The 16589-nt window shown below is 62.9% G+C and carries 12 protein-coding genes and 1 tRNA gene; 6 read left to right on the top strand and 7 right to left on the bottom strand.

Annotated features, from left to right (window positions below; genetic code table 11):
* Positions 1 to 22: 22 nt before the first annotated feature.
* Positions 23 to 934, bottom strand: a complete 912-nt coding sequence (locus tag ACSKT0_RS20870) for a glutaminase (protein ID WP_437771429.1) — start codon at positions 932 to 934, stop codon at positions 23 to 25.
* 5 nt (positions 935 to 939) lie between these two features.
* Positions 940 to 2556 carry a PucR family transcriptional regulator gene (locus ACSKT0_RS20865; RefSeq protein WP_437771428.1) on the bottom strand — a complete coding sequence of 539 codons (1617 nt, stop codon included), beginning with the start codon at positions 2554 to 2556 and terminating at the stop codon, positions 940 to 942.
* 272 nt (positions 2557 to 2828) lie between these two features.
* Between ACSKT0_RS20865 and ACSKT0_RS20860 the strand changes: the two genes are divergently transcribed.
* The 3 genes from ACSKT0_RS20860 to ACSKT0_RS20850 all read left to right on the top strand — a co-directional run bounded on the left by ACSKT0_RS20860 (position 2829) and on the right by ACSKT0_RS20850 (position 8854).
* Positions 2829 to 4427: an amino acid permease gene (locus ACSKT0_RS20860; protein ID WP_437771427.1), complete on the top strand. Its 1599-nt coding sequence runs from the start codon at positions 2829 to 2831 to the stop codon at positions 4425 to 4427.
* 14 nt (positions 4428 to 4441) lie between these two features.
* Positions 4442 to 7246, top strand: a complete 2805-nt coding sequence (locus ACSKT0_RS20855; RefSeq protein ID WP_437771426.1) for an aminotransferase class I/II-fold pyridoxal phosphate-dependent enzyme — start codon at positions 4442 to 4444, stop codon at positions 7244 to 7246.
* A gap of 117 nt (positions 7247 to 7363) precedes the next feature.
* Positions 7364 to 8854: a cation:dicarboxylate symporter family transporter gene (locus tag ACSKT0_RS20850; RefSeq protein ID WP_437771425.1), complete on the top strand. Its 1491-nt coding sequence runs from the start codon at positions 7364 to 7366 to the stop codon at positions 8852 to 8854.
* Positions 8855 to 8918: 64 nt separating this feature from the next.
* On the opposite strand, the gene ACSKT0_RS20845 is transcribed toward ACSKT0_RS20850, so the two are convergent.
* The 3 genes from ACSKT0_RS20845 to ACSKT0_RS20835 are packed head-to-tail and all read right to left on the bottom strand — an operon-like array spanning position 8919 to position 11952.
* Positions 8919 to 9305, bottom strand: coding sequence for a sterol carrier family protein (locus ACSKT0_RS20845; RefSeq protein WP_437771424.1), 387 nt, complete (start codon positions 9303 to 9305; stop codon positions 8919 to 8921).
* Between the two features lie 16 nt (positions 9306 to 9321).
* Positions 9322 to 10338, bottom strand: a complete 1017-nt coding sequence (locus ACSKT0_RS20840; RefSeq protein ID WP_437771423.1) for an asparaginase — start codon at positions 10336 to 10338, stop codon at positions 9322 to 9324.
* A gap of 36 nt (positions 10339 to 10374) precedes the next feature.
* The gene (locus ACSKT0_RS20835) at positions 10375 to 11952 is read right to left on the bottom strand and encodes a molybdopterin-dependent oxidoreductase (protein ID WP_437771422.1); all 1578 of its coding nucleotides are present in this window, start codon (positions 11950 to 11952) and stop codon (positions 10375 to 10377) included.
* 135 nt (positions 11953 to 12087) lie between these two features.
* On the opposite strand from ACSKT0_RS20835, the gene purD reads away from it, so the two are divergent.
* Both purD and ACSKT0_RS20825 read left to right on the top strand, forming a co-directional pair.
* On the top strand, positions 12088 to 13398 hold the full coding sequence (purD, locus tag ACSKT0_RS20830; RefSeq protein WP_437774087.1) for a phosphoribosylamine--glycine ligase: 1311 nt from the start codon (positions 12088 to 12090) through the stop codon (positions 13396 to 13398).
* Positions 13399 to 13401: 3 nt separating this feature from the next.
* The gene (locus ACSKT0_RS20825) at positions 13402 to 14337 is read left to right on the top strand and encodes a phosphoribosylaminoimidazolesuccinocarboxamide synthase (protein WP_437771421.1); all 936 of its coding nucleotides are present in this window, start codon (positions 13402 to 13404) and stop codon (positions 14335 to 14337) included.
* A 175-nt stretch (positions 14338 to 14512) separates the two neighbouring features.
* Here the strand turns inward: ACSKT0_RS20825 and ACSKT0_RS20820 are convergent, their stop codons facing one another.
* On the bottom strand, positions 14513 to 15799 hold the full coding sequence (locus tag ACSKT0_RS20820; protein WP_078107616.1) for a helix-turn-helix domain-containing protein: 1287 nt from the start codon (positions 15797 to 15799) through the stop codon (positions 14513 to 14515).
* Between the two features lie 138 nt (positions 15800 to 15937).
* Between ACSKT0_RS20820 and ACSKT0_RS20815 the strand changes: the two genes are divergently transcribed.
* Positions 15938 to 16201: a hypothetical protein gene (locus ACSKT0_RS20815; protein ID WP_437771420.1), complete on the top strand. Its 264-nt coding sequence runs from the start codon at positions 15938 to 15940 to the stop codon at positions 16199 to 16201.
* Between the two features lie 289 nt (positions 16202 to 16490).
* On the opposite strand, the gene ACSKT0_RS20810 is transcribed toward ACSKT0_RS20815, so the two are convergent.
* Positions 16491 to 16567 (bottom strand) — tRNA-Pro (locus tag ACSKT0_RS20810).
* Between the last annotated feature and the right edge of the window lie 22 nt (positions 16568 to 16589).

Genomic DNA, 16589 nt, shown 5'->3' with positions numbered 1-16589 from the left:
TACTGCTTGAAGCCCGGCGCTGCTAGAAAATCGACCAGCCAGTGCGCGTGGTGAACTCATCGAGTGCGGCAACGCCTGCCAGTGAATTCCCGGATCGTCCCAGGCCGGGGCTCCAGACACAGATGGTGCATTTGTTGGGTACCACGGCCACAATGCCGCCACCCACCCCGCTTTTTCCAGGGAGTCCCACGCGGTACGCGAATTCGCCGGCGGCGTCGTAGGTGCCGCACGTGAGCATCACGGCGTTGATTCTCTTTGTCTGCGAGGGCGACAGAAGAGCCGTGCCGTTCCCGCGCAGCCCGTTGTTGGCCAGGAATCTGCTCGCGAGGGCCAAATCAGTGCAGCTCATTTCAAGCGCGCACTGGTTGATGTATGCCTTGAGGACCGAGTCCACGGGGTTTTCGAGGTTTCCGTAGCTTGCCAGGAAGTGTGCCAGCGAGGCGTTGCGGTGACTGTTCGCGGCCTCTGAAGCGGCCACCTCGGGGTCGGCATCGATAGAGTTGTTGCCGCTTTCCTGCCGGAGCAATTCCCGGACGGGAGACGCCGAGTTGCCCACGATGCTGAGCAGCCTGTCGGTGACAACCAGGGCGCCGGCATTGATGAACGGATTCCGCGGAATTCCGTCTTCGTGTTCGAGCTGCACCAAGGAATTAAACGGATTACCGGAGGGCTCCCGGAACACGCGCTTCCAGATCCGGTCGCCATCCCCGGCCAGCACCAGGGCGAGGGCATAGACCTTCGAAATGCTTTGGATGGAGAAGGGCACATCGGCGTCTCCGGAGGAGAACACGTCGCCGTTGGAGGTTGCCACGGAAATGCCGAATTGCTTGGTATCAACCGCGGCCAGGCTCGGGATGTAGTCTGCAGGCGCTCCTTGGCCGAGCAAGGGCTGAACCGTGCCGACAATGTCGTCAAGGAGATTCTGGAGGTCCATGTTTCTTAGTGCCGTCCTTCGGAGTGGGTCCACAGCCTGAGCTGAACATGCGCGAGCAGCCGTTGCTCTGCGGAGTGGAGGTCGATGCCGGCCACTTCGCAGGCTCGCCGCAGCCGGTAATGGACCGTATTCCGGTGGATGGCCAGTTCTTCCGCGCACCGGTTCACATCACCGAAGAATTCAAGGTACGTCAACAGCGTAGTGGCGAACTCCGGGTACATGTCGCACAGTACGGAGATGCCACCATGCCGAAGGTCGGTCCTCGAAGCCAGAAGCTCCAGCAATTCCTTCGTCAAAACAGTCGTTTCGACGTCTGCGTAGGACGCCACATGGATCGAGGGAGTGCTTTCCAGGACCTTCAATACGCTTCGGACGTGCTCCAGCGTTCCATGCAATGCGTCGAGGCGTTCGACGACGGGACCGACGGCGGCCTGCACCTGGCAATGCAGGTGGACTCTTGCGTCCCGGACAATGACGTTGATGAGGCGGTTGATCGCCGGCGGAGACTTTATGGGGTCAAGGTCAGGAAGAATCATGGCTATTTCCAGGCCAATGGCTCCCACCACGGCACCGGGACGGTAGGCGGCCGCATGGATCGATGCCACGTTGGCCAACTCGCCACGCCGCAGTTGCAAGCCCGCTGTCGTCTCGTCATTGCCTTGGGCGGAAATCAGGACGAGGGCTGCCGGCTTGGATGGATCGATGCCCGCGGACTGCGCCTGGGAGTGGATCTGGGGAGTGCCGCTGAGCAGGCTGGATATCCTGTCTCGCCGTAGTGCCTGGGATTGCTCGTTGCGGTGCCGGACCAGTTCTATGGCCGCGTGCCGTGCCGCTCCAACCATGAGCTTGTCCGTGTTGTGGGCGAGGGGTTCCTTCCCTTCCTGAAGCCAGATGTACCCCAGGATCCTGTTGCCTGCGTGGATACCGATCGCCACCCGTTCCCGGAGACCTTCCGTCGGGTTGGCTTCCATGTGGATGGGAGCCTCGGCCGCTTGCAGGTGCTTGTAGACGCCTGACTCCTTCAACAGTTTTTGGTAACGCTCCGGTCCACGCCGGGCCAGGATGGAGAGCCTGCGGAGTTCATCGACGTCGTTGGAGGCCGGCGAGTACGCCAGGACGCGGTTTGCCGGATCCTCAATGACCACGTGGCCGTTGGCCAGGGTCGCTGTCGTCTGGGCGATCGCAAAAAGATCCCGGTGAATGATCGTTGACGCGTCGGTGGAAAGTGCAGGCTCCTGGATGCGGTTCTTGGCGATGCTTTCCAGCGTTCCCCAGTTCATTGCCGGAGACACTGCGATCAGGCCGATTCCGGTGGGAAACAGCACTTCCCGGACGGCGTCCAGGTCCTCCTCGTTTCCTTTCACCGCGACCGCGGCGGGGTAGTCCGGAATCAGCTTCCGGATGCCGGGCAATGCCGCGCGACCCCGGACTCCGATCAGCAGAACCAAGCTCCCGCGCTGGACCGGCGCCTCGTCCTCGGCGTCCACGATCACCGTTTCTCGAACCGTGCCGTTGTCCGTTCCGGGAGGAACCAACAGTTGCCCGTTGTCGACGCCAATGTCTTCAAGTATGTCGCTGAGCATGGCGCCAATGACATGCTCGGCAGATTCATGGGGTGCCACCCGTATTCACTTCCTCTAAGCGGCTTAGCCGCGCTCACAGCCATGAACACTACTCGCACTCTGGCGGAACGAAGTTGTCATTCGCGCACAACGGGGGTCGGGCGAATTTAGCTGGCCAGACAGTTCCTTCCCTTCCGCCGGAACCTAGAGTTGTTTCCGTCCCCTCCTCTGACGATCCAGCAGTGTAGCTGTGATTCCACGCGTCAGCAGGGGGACAAGTTCTGGAGCATGCAGCCGCACCCGCGGAACCGGAGTCAAAGGAGACCCCTGGAATGAAACGCACATTGAACCCGCCTGCGCCGAGCCCGATCGCCGGGGCTCAGATTGCCGGGCTTGATCCCGCTGATTTGCTGGAAAACGACCGGGAGCTTCTTGGCGACCGTTCGACTGCCGCGCAGGACTTTTCAAGCGAGGACGCCGGTTACCACAAGACCCTCAAACCCCGGCAGATCCAAATGATAGCGATCGGTGGCGCGATCGGAACGGGACTCTTCATGGGGGCGGGTGGCCGATTGAATAGTTCGGGTCCGGCCTTGATCTTCGTGTACGCGCTCTGCGGGTTCTTTGCGTTCCTGATTCTGCGCGCGCTCGGCGAACTGGTTCTCCACAGGCCATCCTCGGGTTCGTTCGTGTCCTATGCCCGGGAGTTCTATGGCGAGAAGCTTGCGTACGCGGCCGGCTGGTTGTACTTCCTCAACTGGGCCATGACCTCGATTGTCGATGTCACCGCCGTGGCGCTTTACGTCAAATTCTGGGGGCAATTCTGGGTGCCGCTGCAAACAATCCCACAATGGCTTATCGCGCTTTGCGCCCTCGTCATTGTCCTGGCCCTCAACCTCGTCTCCGTGAAAATCTTTGGCGAGATGGAATTCTGGTTCGCCATGATCAAGGTGACTGCGCTGGTAGCTTTCCTCGTCGTCGGGGTCTGCTTCATCGTGTTTGGTGGGAAGACCGACATCGGCGTTCCCGGGCTGGGCGTGATCCTGGACCACGGCGGAGCTTTCCCGACCGGTGCCGTAGCGCCCCTGCTCGCGATCAGCGGCGTCGTGTTCGCCTATGCCGCGATTGAACTTGTCGGTACGGCCGCAGGCGAAACTGCCAACCCGGAAAAGGTGATGCCCAAGGCCGTCAACACGGTGGTCTTCCGGATCGCACTCTTCTATGTCGGTTCCGTGGTGCTCCTCTCGCTGCTTTTGCCGTTCACGGCGTACAAAACCGGCGAATCGCCCTTCGTCACCTTCTTCTCCCATCTCGGAGATCCCCATGCCGCGGCTGTTTCGGCATCGGTGATGAACTTCGTTGTCCTGACAGCGGCATTGTCGAGTCTCAATGCCGGCCTCTATTCCACGGGACGGATCCTGAGGTCCATGGCGGTCAATGGCTCCGCGCCACAGTTCACCGCCAGGATGAGCAAATCGGGGGTGCCGTATGGCGGCATCCTGCTGACAGCGGTGATCACTCTTCTTGGCGTCGGCCTGAATGCCCTGGTGCCGTCCCAAGTTTTCGAGATCGTTCTCGAGGTGTCTGCGATCGGGATCATCGGCGGCTGGGCAACCATCATCCTGTGCCACATCAAGCTTCAAACCTGGGTCAGGCTCGGCAAGGCCGTTCGTCCGTCATTCCGACTCTTCGGAGCCCCCTTCACCTCATACCTCACGCTCGCCTTCCTTGCCTTCGTTCTCCTCACGATGGGTTTCTCGGAGACCGGGCGCTGGGTGCTCGCTTCACTGCTGCTCCTGATACCACTGCTCATTGCCGGCTGGTTCGCTTGCCGCAAACGGATCCTGGAGGCAGCTGAGGCCCGACGCGGCCACACGGGCGACCTGCCCGTCGTCGCCGGCTCCTTCTCCCAGGGCGGCCAACGCTCCTGATGCACAACGAATTGATGGAAAGCGGAATTACCTTGCCCGGCATGACGTCGCGAAACAACAGCGCCACCCTGACCCAGCAAACCACCCTGGGTAAGCGAAGCCTGCGGGACATCGGCACGCCCAGCAGCGCGTGGCGGTCGCGCGCCGACGCGTGGGAGTTTCTCGGGTACGCGTTCAAGCAGCTGGCAAAGAGCGGCCCGGGAACGCGGTCGCATTCCGGTCTCCACGATCAGGCCATCCAGGCCCTGCGCCTGCTGAAGGCCGTGGAACTGTATTGGGCGGCGCCGGGGCTGGCCGCGTTGGTGCCGCTACTCGACTGCGTGGATTCGGGTGATTACGACGCCGGACTCGAGATGATCCGCGGAATGTCCCACCTGATGCCTTCCGTCGGTCCGGGACCAGTCAGTCCGGAACCAGGTCATTCCGGGGCGGAGCGCTCCATTTCGGGTGTGCAGGACGAGGGCTCCGCGGAGCAACGGCCAGCGCGGGAGCGGCCACGGTTCGAGGTCCTGTTTGTCGACGACATCACCGAACAGGAAGCCGAAGCGCTGAAAGCGGACATGCTGGCACAGCGGAGGCCGTCGGATGCCTTCACCTATGAACTCATCGTGGTTCCCAGCTACGAGGATGCGCTGGTTGCTTTGGTCCTGAACCCTGCCATCCAGGCCTGCATTCTCCGCCCGGGATTCACCATCGGCAGCAGCCAGCCGCTTGGCCGCGACCTGAGGAAATACGTTGCCGGCCTGGTTGGCCCTGAACTTGCCGGAATGCCACCGCTGGGCAGGTTCCTTAGCCTGGCCGAGCAGATCTCCGAGTTACGCCCCGAACTGGATGTGTACCTGGTAGCCGGTGTCGCCATGGAGAGCCTTGCGGGTTCACTGACGAAGCGGTTCCGGAGGATTTTCCGCAGGCAGGACAATCTCGACCTGCACCTATCGCTGTTGTCGGGCGTCGCTGAGCGGTACAGGACCCCGTTTTTCACTGCGCTGCAGGAATACAGCCGGCGGCCGGCCAGCGTCTTCCACGCCTTGCCGATCTCTCGCGGCGGCTCGGTGGGCAATTCGCCCTGGATCCGCGACATGGTTGATTTCTACGGGATGAATCTTCTCTTGGCCGAGACGTCTGCGACTTCGGGGGGCCTCGACTCGCTGTTGGATCCGCACGGATCGATCAAGGAGGCCCAGGACTTGGCGGCGCGGGCTTTCGGCGCCCAAAAGACTTTCTTCGTCACGAATGGAACGTCAACCGCAAACAAGATCGTTCATCAGTCCATCCTTGCTCCAGGGGATGTGGTCCTCGTCGACCGCAACTGCCACAAATCCCACCATTACGCTTTCGTCCTCGCCGGGGCCCAGGTTTCCTACTTGGATGCCTACCCGCTGGACCAGTACGCGTTCTACGGCGCCGTACCCCTTGCCAGCATCAAGGCCCGGTTGCTGGCCTACCGACGTGCCGGGCGCCTGGATGCGGTCAAAATGATCACGCTGACCAACTGCACCTTCGACGGCATCGTCTATGACGTCGAACGGGTCATGGAAGAATGCCTGGCCATCAAACCCGACCTGGTCTTCCTTTGGGACGAAGCGTGGTTCGCCTTCGCCCGGTCTCACCCCGTCTTCCGACGCAGGACGGCCATGGCAGCGGCGAGGACGCTTGAGGCTTCTTTCGGTGATCCCGACTACGCCTGCAGGCATGCTGAACAAGCGGCATCGCTCTACGATGCGGTGACGGGCGCGCCCGCCGATGATGAAGTCTGGCTGAAGACCCGGCTGATCCCGGATCCAGCGAAAGCGCGACTGCGCGTCTACGCCACGCAGTCCACCCACAAGACCCTCACTTCGTTGCGCCAGGGATCCATGATCCATATCTTCGACCAGGACTTCAGCGAGCATAACCAAGAGGCGTTCCGCGAAGCGTATATGACCCATACTTCGACCTCGCCCAATTACCAGATCCTCGCTTCTCTCGACATCGGGCGCCGCCAGATAGAACTTGAGGGTTTCGGCCTGGTTCAGAAACAGGCGGATCTGGCAACCAGCGTTGCCCAGGCTGTGGCCCGCCACACCTTGCTGAAGAAATACTTCCGGGTCCTCACGTCGAGGGACCTCATTGCGGCGCCCTATCGGGAAACGGGCAGCGCCATGCCGCTCCGGGACGGGCTGGCAGCCCTGGCGGACGCCTGGCGGCACGACGAGTTCGTCGTCGACCCCAGCCGCCTCACGCTGGATATCAGCCGGACAGGGATCGACGGCGACACGTTCCGGCACCGCTATCTCGCCGACAAACACGGGATCCAAGTCAACAAGACATCACGTAACACCGTGCTCTTCATGACCAACATCGGCACCTCCCGCAGCGCCGTCGCCTACCTGATCGAAGTCCTGGTCAAGCTGGCCGAGTCGTTCGAGGAGAAGCGGGCGGCGCGGAAAACGGCAGACGCCGGTCGCGCCGTGGGCCTCACGGGAGCCACTCCGCCCTTGCCGGACTTCAGCAGGTTCGCGGACCGCTACCGGGGCGATCCGCTCAGTCCCGATGGGGACATCCGGGCCGCCTATTTCGAGAGCTACAAGGATGGATCAACCGCGTACCTGGCGGCCGACGAGCTCAAGGCCAGGATCGCGGCGGGCGACGAAGTTGTGTCGGCCGGATTCGTCACGCCCTACCCTCCGGGGTTCCCTATCCTCGTCCCGGGTCAGGTCATCACCAGCCAGACGTTGGCGTTCATGGCTGCATTGGATACACGTGAAATCCACGGCTTCGACTCAGGGCGCGGGTTCCGGATCTTCGCGGACAAGGCGGCTGAGGAGGTGCAACGCTGATTCCCTGGATTCCACATTGTGAAATTTGAATTCCCCCTTGTGGAATGGTGTGATCGGGATTACATTGAATTCATCCCCGAAAATCGGGGCTGTTCCCAAACTGATTGGTTCAGATCAATGAAGTTCCCAGACTCTGCGGCGCTGAAGGCGAGTTCGGCCCCGCGGAAGAAGAAGCCACTGTACAAGTCGCTCTTCTTCCAAATTCTGATCGCCGTCGTCGCAGGTGTACTCATCGGCCATTTCTGGCCGAACATCGGGTCCGCCCTCCGGCCACTGGGCGATGGTTTCATTCAACTCATCAAGATGATCATTGCTCCGCTGATCTTCCTCGTGATCGTGACGGGAATCTCGGCAGTGGGCGACGTCAAGGCGGTCGGAAGGGTCGGGGTCAAGGCACTCCTCTACTTCACCGGTGCCACGCTTTTTGCCCTGGTCTTCGGCCTGATCGTGGGAAACCTGGTCCAGCCCGGCGCCGGACTCCACATCGATCCGAGCACCCTTTCCCAGGATGCGCTGAACGCAAAGACCGGGACTGCGCCGCCCAAGGATGCGGCGTCCTTCCTCCTGGACATCATTCCCACGTCTGTGATCGGCGCTTTCGCCAGCAACAGCCTGCTCCAGGTCCTGTTCTTCTCGGTCTTCTTCGGCGCGGCAATCGTCGTCATCGGACGCGAGCGGTGCCTACCGGTCATCAGCCTCATGGAAACCGTGTTGGAACTGATCTTCAAGATCATGTCCTGGATCATGAAAGTGGCACCCATCGGCGCGTTTGGAGCGATGGCGTTCATCATCGGCCAATACGGCCTCGACACCCTCGGGACGTATGCGCTCCTGATCGCCTCCTGTTACGGGGCGGCCATCGTCTTCATCGGCCTGCTGTTCCTCGTCGCCTGGAGCTTTGCCCGGGTGCCCCTGTGGCAGTTCCTGAAGTACACCCGTGAGGAATTCCTCCTCGCGCTCGGCACCGCATCCACCGAGGCGGTCATGCCCCGGATCATGACCAAGCTGACCAACGCTGGTTGCTCCCGGGCCACCACCGGCCTGGTTGTCCCGACTGGCTACTCCTTCAACCTCGACGGCGCCGCGATCTACCTTTCGATCTCGCTGCTGTTCCTGGCCCAGGCCTTCGGCCACCACCTCGACCTCGGCCAGCAGCTGGCAGCCCTGGGTGTCCTGCTCCTCACGTCCAAAGGCATGGCGGGCGTCCCGGGCTCGTCCTTCCTCGCACTCTCGGCCACCGCCGCGGCACTGGGCATCTTCCCGGTCGCCGGCGTCGCGCTGCTCCTCGGTGCAGACCGCCTCATGGACTCCATGCGCGTCGTCGTCAACCTCCTGGGCAACTGCGTGGCTACGTTCGTCGTCGCGAAATGGGAAGGCCAGTTTGACCGTTCGGTCATGCTCCGCGCCTTCAAGGGCGAGATCACCAACGAGGATTCCGCCATCATGCTCGGAGCCGAAGACGTCTTCGAGGAACAGGAAATCGAGCGCCTCAGCGAAGGACGCGAGCCTTCACCGAAGTTCCGCGGCGGCCCGAACCCCGATGCGATTCCGCAGTTCGAAATGACCAAACCGGGCCAACACCGGAGCCCCTCCGTCAGTCCGGACTAAGGCACCACGCACCATACCGGTTGATCGCCCCACGGCGCCGTGGGGCGATCAACCATTTAAGCGCTCAGAGCAGCGGCAGCAGCTCCGACAAATCGGCGCGCAGGCCCGACGCGGCTACCCGTCCGGCGTCGACGGCGTCGGACCAAGCTAAGCGGCCGGTGACCATCGCCAGCCAGGTGGCGGCGTCGCACTCTATGACGTTGGGAGGGGTGCCGCGCGTATGCCGGGGTCCCTCCACGCACTGGGTGACGCCGAAGGGCGGCACCCTGACTTCAACCGAATTGCCGGGAGCGCGGGCGGTGAGTTCCTCCAGCGAGTAGCGCACCGCGGTGGCCAGCACAGTGCGCGACGGCGGTGTCCCCGGCACCGTTTCCTGCCCGACGGCGGCCTGCCAGGCGGCCAGTGCCGCGCGGCCTTCCGCAAGGTCGATCCGGCGTCGTGCAATTGCCATGGTTCGCCGGTTCCAATCAGTCCAGCAGCGCCGAAACGGCGTGGCCGAGGCGGATCCTGCCAACCGATTGGCCGCCGCCGAGGACGGGCTCCACGACCTTTTCGAGCACGCTCGAGACTCCGGGAATATCGACGGCGCCGGCAACCGCCAGAAGCGTGAGTCCAACCAGGGTGGCTGCGCGGGGATTCCCGTCGAGGATCTTCACTGCGACGGAGGCGCCTGTGGCGGTTGCCAAGACCAGGACGCCTTCCGCTCCGCCTTTGGCAAGCACTTCGAGTTCGTCCATGACGATGGTGTTCGCCTCGCCGCGGCCTTGCACTGCCCACGGGTAGTCCAACATGGACGTGGCAATGGTCGCCGCGCGGGCGTTGGAGCTCTGGTCCCGCGGGGCCTGGGCAAGGCGCGAGTAAGCCCGCGCCAGCCCGGTCAGGGAAAGCGCGGCGACCGGTGCCCCGCAGCCATCAATCCCAAGGTGGGCGATTTTCTCGCCGCTGTATTCCTCGATAACTGTCCGCACTCGGTGCTGCAAGGGATGGTTCGGCTCCAGGTAACTGTGCGTGTCCCAGCCGTTCTCGGTGCAGGCCCAGAGGAACGCAGCGTGCTTGCCTGAACAATTGGAAGCCAATTTGGACTTGCCGTGCTCGGAACGGATCAACCAATTGCGGGCGACTTCGTCCTGTGGCCATACCGAGGGGCACTGCAGCTGTTCTTCACGGACGCCCGCGGCTTTCAGCATGCCTTCCACAACGTCCATGTGATCCAGCGAGCCCACATGGCTGGCACATGCCAAAGCCACCTGGGCGCCGCGCAATGGAACCCCCGACTGCATCGACGCGAGGGCCTGGAAAGGCTTGAGCGCGGAGCGGGCGTAGATGGGCGTCGTGATGTCGCCGAGCCGGGTCACCACGGAGCCGTCACCGGAAAGAACCACTGCGGAACCGATGTGGCGCGATTCGATGAAGCCGCTGCGTTCGATCACTGCCAGTTCGACGGCGGACTCAACGCTAAAGGTTTCATGCGAACTCAAGGGCATGATGCAAGTCTAGGGTGAAGGAACCGGCTTCCCGGGCTACTCCACGGTCACCATGACGGACTGCCATCCCGAGGCGCCGTCAGGCACAGGATCCGCGCGCTTTTCGGTCTGCACTTCACCGGTTCCGTCCGTGGCCCGGACCTTGATGTAGTGGGGACCCGGAGTGGCGTCCCAGTTGAAGGACCACTGCCGCCACGTGACAACAGATGCCTCCGCGGCAAGGGTGGCTTCGACCCATGGGCCGTTGTCTACCTGGACCTCCACCTTCTTGATGCCGCGGGTCTGGGCCCAGGCCGTGCCGCCCAAAGCGACCCTGCCGGCAGGCACCTTGGCGAAGGACTTGGGAACTTCCAGACGGGCCATGGTCTTGATCGGACCCCGCTCGGACCAACCGCGGGTGGTCCAATAGGCCTTGCTGTCCGCGAATCGGGTGACTTCCAGATCCACCACCCATTTGGTCGCGGAGACGAAGCCGTAAAGACCCGGAACCACCATGCGCACGGGGTAGCCGTGTTCGAGCGGTAGGGGTTCGCCGTTCATACCGATGGCCAGGATGGCATCCCGGCCGTCCTGGAGCACTTCCAAGGGGGTGGAGGCGCTGAAGCCGTCGATCGAGGTGGAGAGGACCATGTCTGCTCCGGGTTTGGGTCGGGCTTGTTTGAGCGCGTCACGGATGGGCATGCCCAGCCATTTGGCGTTGCCGGCCAGGTTTCCGCCTACGGGGTTGGACACACACGTGAGCGAGACGTGGGTTTCGATCAGTTGGGAGTCGAGCAGATCCTGAAAGTTCAGCCGGACCTCCTGCTCCACCAGTCCGTGGATCCGGAGCTCCCAGTCCTGGGCGTTGATCTCAGGCACGCTCAAGGCGGTGTCGATCCTGTAAAAGTCCTTGGACGGGGTGAGCCAGGGGGTGACTCCCGGCGTCGGGGACTGGACGCCCGCGGGAACGGGAGCGGCCGCCCTGGCGGGAGCGGGGAGTTTCAAGGAATCCCTGGCCTTGGCCACATTGCTGCGTGCAGCACTCAGGAACCGGCCGCCGCCGGCTGCGATGGCGGCTGCGGCAACGGTGATACCGGTCGCGGCGAAGAAGGTTCGGCGCGTGGTGGCGGGACGCTCGATGCCTTTGGCCGCGGTGTCGGCAGGGGCGTCAGGGAACGACTTCAGCCGCCAGAGCCGGGCCACCAAAAGGCGGAGAACCACGAGCCCAGCCACCGTGCCGATCAGGCTCGGTATGGAATCCACGGGCTTCACGCTGGCCCGGGTCACCACGGCGGCCACGATCACCGCGCCCATGCCGAGAACACCCAACACGCCCAGTGCCCAATTGCGGAAGGCCACGATGCCCAGCACGCAAGCGAGCACGAAGATGGTCAGGCCCATTCCCACAAACAGCGCGGCCTTGTCGTTTGTGCCGAACGTGGTGACGGCAAAATCCTTCATCCACGGCGGTGTGAAGTCGATGAAGGTTGACCCCAGCGCGATGACAGGAGTAGCCCGGGCCGTAAAGAAGGCGCCGATCAGTTCCGCAACGGAAAGTACGACGGCGGCAGCAGCCACCCCGGCCAGTGCAGCCAATGCGGTGGGTCCCCTGAGCCAGTTCCTGAGCTTCTTCATGCAGGTGGTTCGTAGCCGGAGGCCCCCAAGATGGGTTGGACATGCTCAGCCCTTGGCTTGTGGCCAAGGCTGGGCATGTCCAGTGGTGGAGACAGCTTAGGAGTCCTGCCCCCGCACAAAGTACCCTTGAAGACTGTGAAGGTACTCGTCATTGGCCCCGGCGGCCGCGAACACGCAATTGTCCGCTCCTTGCTCAAGGATCCCAACGTTTCCGAGGTCCATGCGGCTCCGGGAAACGCGGGCATCGCCAAGCTGGTCCCCACGTACGCGATCGACGGGAACGACCCCGGCGCGGTCGCAGCGCTCGCGACAAAGCTGGCGGTTGACCTGGTTGTCGTCGGCCCTGAAGCTCCGCTCGCCGCGGGCGTATCCGACGCCGTCCGCGAAACCGGTATTCCGGTCTTTGGCCCCAGCAAGGCCGCGGCGCAGCTCGAAGCCTCCAAGGCGTTCGCCAAGGAAGTCATGGCCGAGGCCGGCGTGCCCACCGCCATGGCCCGCGTGGCAACAAACGCTGCAGAGGCTGCCGACGCACTGGACACTTTCGGCGCTCCGCATGTCGTCAAGGATGACGGACTGGCCGCCGGCAAGGGCGTCGTGGTCACAAATGACCGCGAGGAAGCACTCGCCCACGCCCAGGCTTGTTTCGACGCTGGCGGAACCGTGGTGATCGAGGAGTTCCTGGACGGGCCCGAGGTCTCCCTGTTCGTGCTGTGCGACGGCCGCACCACGGTGCCGCTGTCCCCGGCTCAGGACTTCAAGCGGATTTTCGACAATGACGAAGGCCCCAACACCGGCGGCATGGGCGCTTACACCCCGCTCGACTGGGCGCCTGAAGGCCTGGTCCAGGAAGTCATCGACCGGGTGGCCCAGCCCACCGTGGACGAGATGGCCAGCCGTGGAACTCCGTTCGTCGGCGTCCTCTACTGTGGCCTGGCCCTGACTTCCCGCGGCACGCGCGTCATCGAATTCAACGTCCGTTTCGGCGATCCCGAAACGCAGGCAGTCCTGGCCCGGCTCAAGACCCCGCTCGGCGCCCTCCTGCTGGCAGCCGCCAAGGGCGAACTGGACCAGGCTGAAGAGCTGCGCTGGTCGAAGGAGTCGGCAGTCGCCGTCGTCGTCGCCGCCGAAAACTACCCGGACACGCCCCGCACGGGGGACCGCATCCGCGGCTTGAACAAGGTGGACGCGCTGGAAGGCGTCCACGTCATCCACGCGGGTACCAAACTGGACGAACAAGGCCGGATCGTCTCGGCCGGCGGCCGCGTGCTGGCCGTTGTGGCGTTGGGCACGGACCTCGTGGAGGCCCGCGAGCGGGCTTACGACGGCGTGGAGCTGGTCCAGCTCGACGGCGGACAGTTCCGTACCGATATCGCCGGCAAGGCAGCCCGCGGCGAGATCCATGTGGTCTCCCCGGCCACCGGCTCCATCCCGAATGTGAAGGCCTGAACCATGCCTGAAAACAACGCAAACGGCCTGCAGACTGAAACCCTCGACCTCCCGGGATGGAAGCATTTCTACTCGGGCAAAGTCCGCGACCTCTACGTTCCGGCGGATGATCTCGAGGGGGCAGCATCCGGCCAGGACCGTGTCTTGGTGGTCGCCAGCGACCGCATCAGCGCCTACGACCATGTCTTGAGCAGTGAGATCCCGGACAAGGGCCGGGTCCTCACCCAACTGAGCCTGTGGTGGTTCGAACAGCTTGGCGTGGAGCACCACGTCCTTGCATCCACGGTCGCCGAGGGTGTGCCCGCAGAAGTTGAGGGCCGGGCGATGATCTGCAAGCGGCTGGAGATGTTCCCCGTGGAATGCATCGCCCGCGGGTATCTCACGGGCTCCGGCCTCGCCGAGTACCGCCAATCAGGCACCGTCTGCGACATTCCCTTGCCCGAGGGCCTCGTTGACGGCTCACGCCTGGCGCACGCCATCTTCACGCCTTCTGCCAAGGCTGAAGTCGGCGAGCACGACGAGAACATCACCTACGACGACGTCGTCGCGATGGTGGGCGACGATATCGCCGCACGCCTGAGCGAACTCACGTTGAAGATCTACACCCGCGCGGAAGAGATCGCCCGGGGCCGCGGAATCATCCTGGCCGACACGAAGGTTGAGTTCGGCATCGACGTCAACACGGGCGTCATCACCTTGGGCGATGAGGTCCTGACGCCGGATTCCTCACGCTTCTGGGATGCGTCCACTTACGAGCCGGGCAAGGCGCAGCCATCGTTCGACAAGCAGTTTGTGCGTGACTGGCTGACCTCCGCGGAATCGGGCTGGGACCGCTCGAGTGACACCCCGCCGCCCGCGCTGCCGGCCGACGTCGTGGACAAGACGCGCGCCCGCTACGTGGAGGCCTACGAAAAGCTCACCGGCCGGACTTTCGTCTGACTTGCAGTTGTTGTCGTTTAGCCGCGGCTAAACGACAACAACTGCTAGGCCCAGGCCGCCAGGGTTCCCTGGCCGTGGGGCCCCGCCGGCGAGGGTACCTGCCTGAGCTTGCGAAGGCTGGGAGCCGGTGGGGACTTGCGAGGCGAGGGGGCGGTGGGGATCAGCTGGGTTCGCGCTAGCTTGCGCGGGAAGACTGCGCGCTCCCGCCATGGCCCGACGCCGCCCGACGTTCCGCCAGCCTGATCTCCAGTACGGAGTCCATGGCCTGCTGGACGCGGTCGGCTGCGCCGGCGGCGGTGAAATCGCGCTGGGCTTCTTCGAGATGGACCAGTGCGTCCGTGTTTTCGCCGGCCGCTTTGAGTGCCTTGCCAAGGAGGAAAGCGACTTCGCCTGCAGTGTGCCGGGCGAGTACATCGCGGTCCGCGTGGATTTCGCGCAGCTTGGTGATGGCGGCCGGGATGTCGCCCGTCAGGTACAGCCAGCGGGCGCGGATAAAGGCAACTTCGAGCTGGTCCGTCTTGTTTCCGCCCACAATCGACAGAGCGAGTTCAGCGCGTTCGATAGCTGAGAGCGTCTCCGGCTCTACGATTCCCGAGGACAGCCGGACGGCCGCCGATGCCTTGTTGAAACGGGCCCACAGCTCAATGTCATTGGCGGGGGAGAGCAGCTTTGCGGCGCGCTCGTGATGCTTGATGCCTTCAACATAGTCGTGGCGCATGAAGGCCACGTTTCCCACCACCCAGGCCACTTCGCCTGCAAGCTGGGACATCGAATGGTCGTCCATCTGGTTGTTCATGGCCTGGCAATATGTCCAGGCTTCGTCCAACCTGCCACTCTCGGCCAATGCACCGATCAGGGCGCGGTGCGCCCCGATGATCAACGTTGAGCCTTTGGGCAGCTGCTCGGATAGCCTTACGGCTTCCTTGGCATGCTCGACGGCGGTGGCCAGCTGCCCTTGTCCGTGGCAGACGGCGGCAAGCATCTGCCGGGCACGGACTCCGAGGCCTGCGGATTCGGTAGCCATGGGATGTTCCAGGAGATGCTGGATGATCTGCTGGCATTCCTTCAATTGCCCCTGCTTCATGAGGCATTCGGCCTGCATGTAGGTCATGTTCCACCAGGCGCTGGTGTTCTTTGCCTCGAGCGCGATTTGGGCGGCGGTTGATGCGTGGCTTGCGGCAAGCGGGTAGTCCCTGAGGTCCCAGGCTTGCCTGGCGTACAGCCCCGCGAGCACGTATTCGGCGTCACTGACGGATACGGGCTGGCTCCAGGCTTCCAAGGCTTTTGGTGCCAGCTCCAGACGGCGGGCGAGTTCTTCAATGACTTCGGCCGTGGGCTCCCGCCGGCCCGTTTCAAGAAGCGAAATGTAGCTGGGCGAGTAAAGGTCCCTGCCCAATTCAGCCTGGGTCAGCCCACGTTCGAGCCGTTCGGCACGGAGCTTTTCTCCGAATCCGTTCCCCACAGGTTCCTCCTAGAGGCTTGTCTTTGCGCTGTCTTTACGCCTAAAGCTTGACAGTCGCTGTGGAAAACATTTTACAATGAATGTCAACAGGGACCGCTAAATTTCCGTAACGAATCCGACTCGCATTGAGGAAAAATTATGTTGAAGAAGATTGCTGCAGCAGTGGCCTTGGCCGGCGCTCTTGCATTCTCCGCCGCGGCGCCAGCCGTGGTTTCGGCAGCCCCTGTGGCAGACACCGTCAGTACGGTGCTCAGCATTGGTAACTGGCCAGATCCGATGAGGATCTCGCAGGCTATTGGTAACTGGCCTGATCCGATGAGTGTGGTTTCGCAGGCTATCGGTAACTGGCCTGATCCGATGAGGGTCTCGCAGGCTATCGGCAACTGGCCCGATCCCGTGTAGCTCGACGGCGGCTCCCGGAGATCCCGGCAGGCGCTGGATAATTCAAATGAAGTGAAGAAATCCCCGGTTGTCTGAAATCGACACACCGGGGATTTCTTTTGCGCCAGGTTCGGGGTGGACCGTGATATACCCCGGGTCATTGTGCCGGGGTTGTTAACAACACTTGTCTCTAAACCTTGGACCGGCGAGGAAAACCGGTCAGGGGAATGTTTCTTCCGGTTTTCCAGGGCTTCCGAAAAGCTCGTTAAATAAAGTAGAAGACCTTCCGAGTGGAAGGTCTTCTACCAATTGGTCGGGATGACAGGATTTGAACCTGCGACCTCTTCGTCCCGAACGAAGCGCGCTACCAAGCTGCGCTACATCCCGATCCGCTGCGAAAGCAACTGTT

This window comes from Arthrobacter sp. KNU40, from assembly GCF_051515115.1.
In the GTDB taxonomy this organism is placed as follows: Bacteria; Actinomycetota; Actinomycetes; order Actinomycetales; family Micrococcaceae; genus Arthrobacter.
The sequence above is the reverse complement of the archived record's forward strand: the minus strand, read 5'-3'. Positions and strand labels throughout refer to the sequence as shown.

Bases quoted from the DNA above. Each gene is read 5' to 3' on its own strand.
- ACSKT0_RS20845 (WP_437771424.1), bottom strand. From the start codon at position 9,305: ATGGCAATTGCACGACGCCGGATCGACCTTGCGGAAGGCCGCGCGGCA.
- ACSKT0_RS20855 (WP_437771426.1), top strand. From the start codon at position 4,442: ATGGAAAGCGGAATTACCTTGCCCGGCATGACGTCGCGAAACAACAGC.
- ACSKT0_RS20870 (WP_437771429.1), bottom strand. From the start codon at position 934: ATGGACCTCCAGAATCTCCTTGACGACATTGTCGGCACGGTTCAGCCC.
- ACSKT0_RS20815 (WP_437771420.1), top strand. From the start codon at position 15,938: ATGTTGAAGAAGATTGCTGCAGCAGTGGCCTTGGCCGGCGCTCTTGCA.
- ACSKT0_RS20850 (WP_437771425.1), top strand. From the start codon at position 7,364: ATGAAGTTCCCAGACTCTGCGGCGCTGAAGGCGAGTTCGGCCCCGCGG.
- ACSKT0_RS20825 (WP_437771421.1), top strand. From the start codon at position 13,402: ATGCCTGAAAACAACGCAAACGGCCTGCAGACTGAAACCCTCGACCTC.
- ACSKT0_RS20860 (WP_437771427.1), top strand. From the start codon at position 2,829: ATGAAACGCACATTGAACCCGCCTGCGCCGAGCCCGATCGCCGGGGCT.
- ACSKT0_RS20835 (WP_437771422.1), bottom strand. From the start codon at position 11,952: ATGAAGAAGCTCAGGAACTGGCTCAGGGGACCCACCGCATTGGCTGCA.
- ACSKT0_RS20840 (WP_437771423.1), bottom strand. From the start codon at position 10,338: ATGCCCTTGAGTTCGCATGAAACCTTTAGCGTTGAGTCCGCCGTCGAA.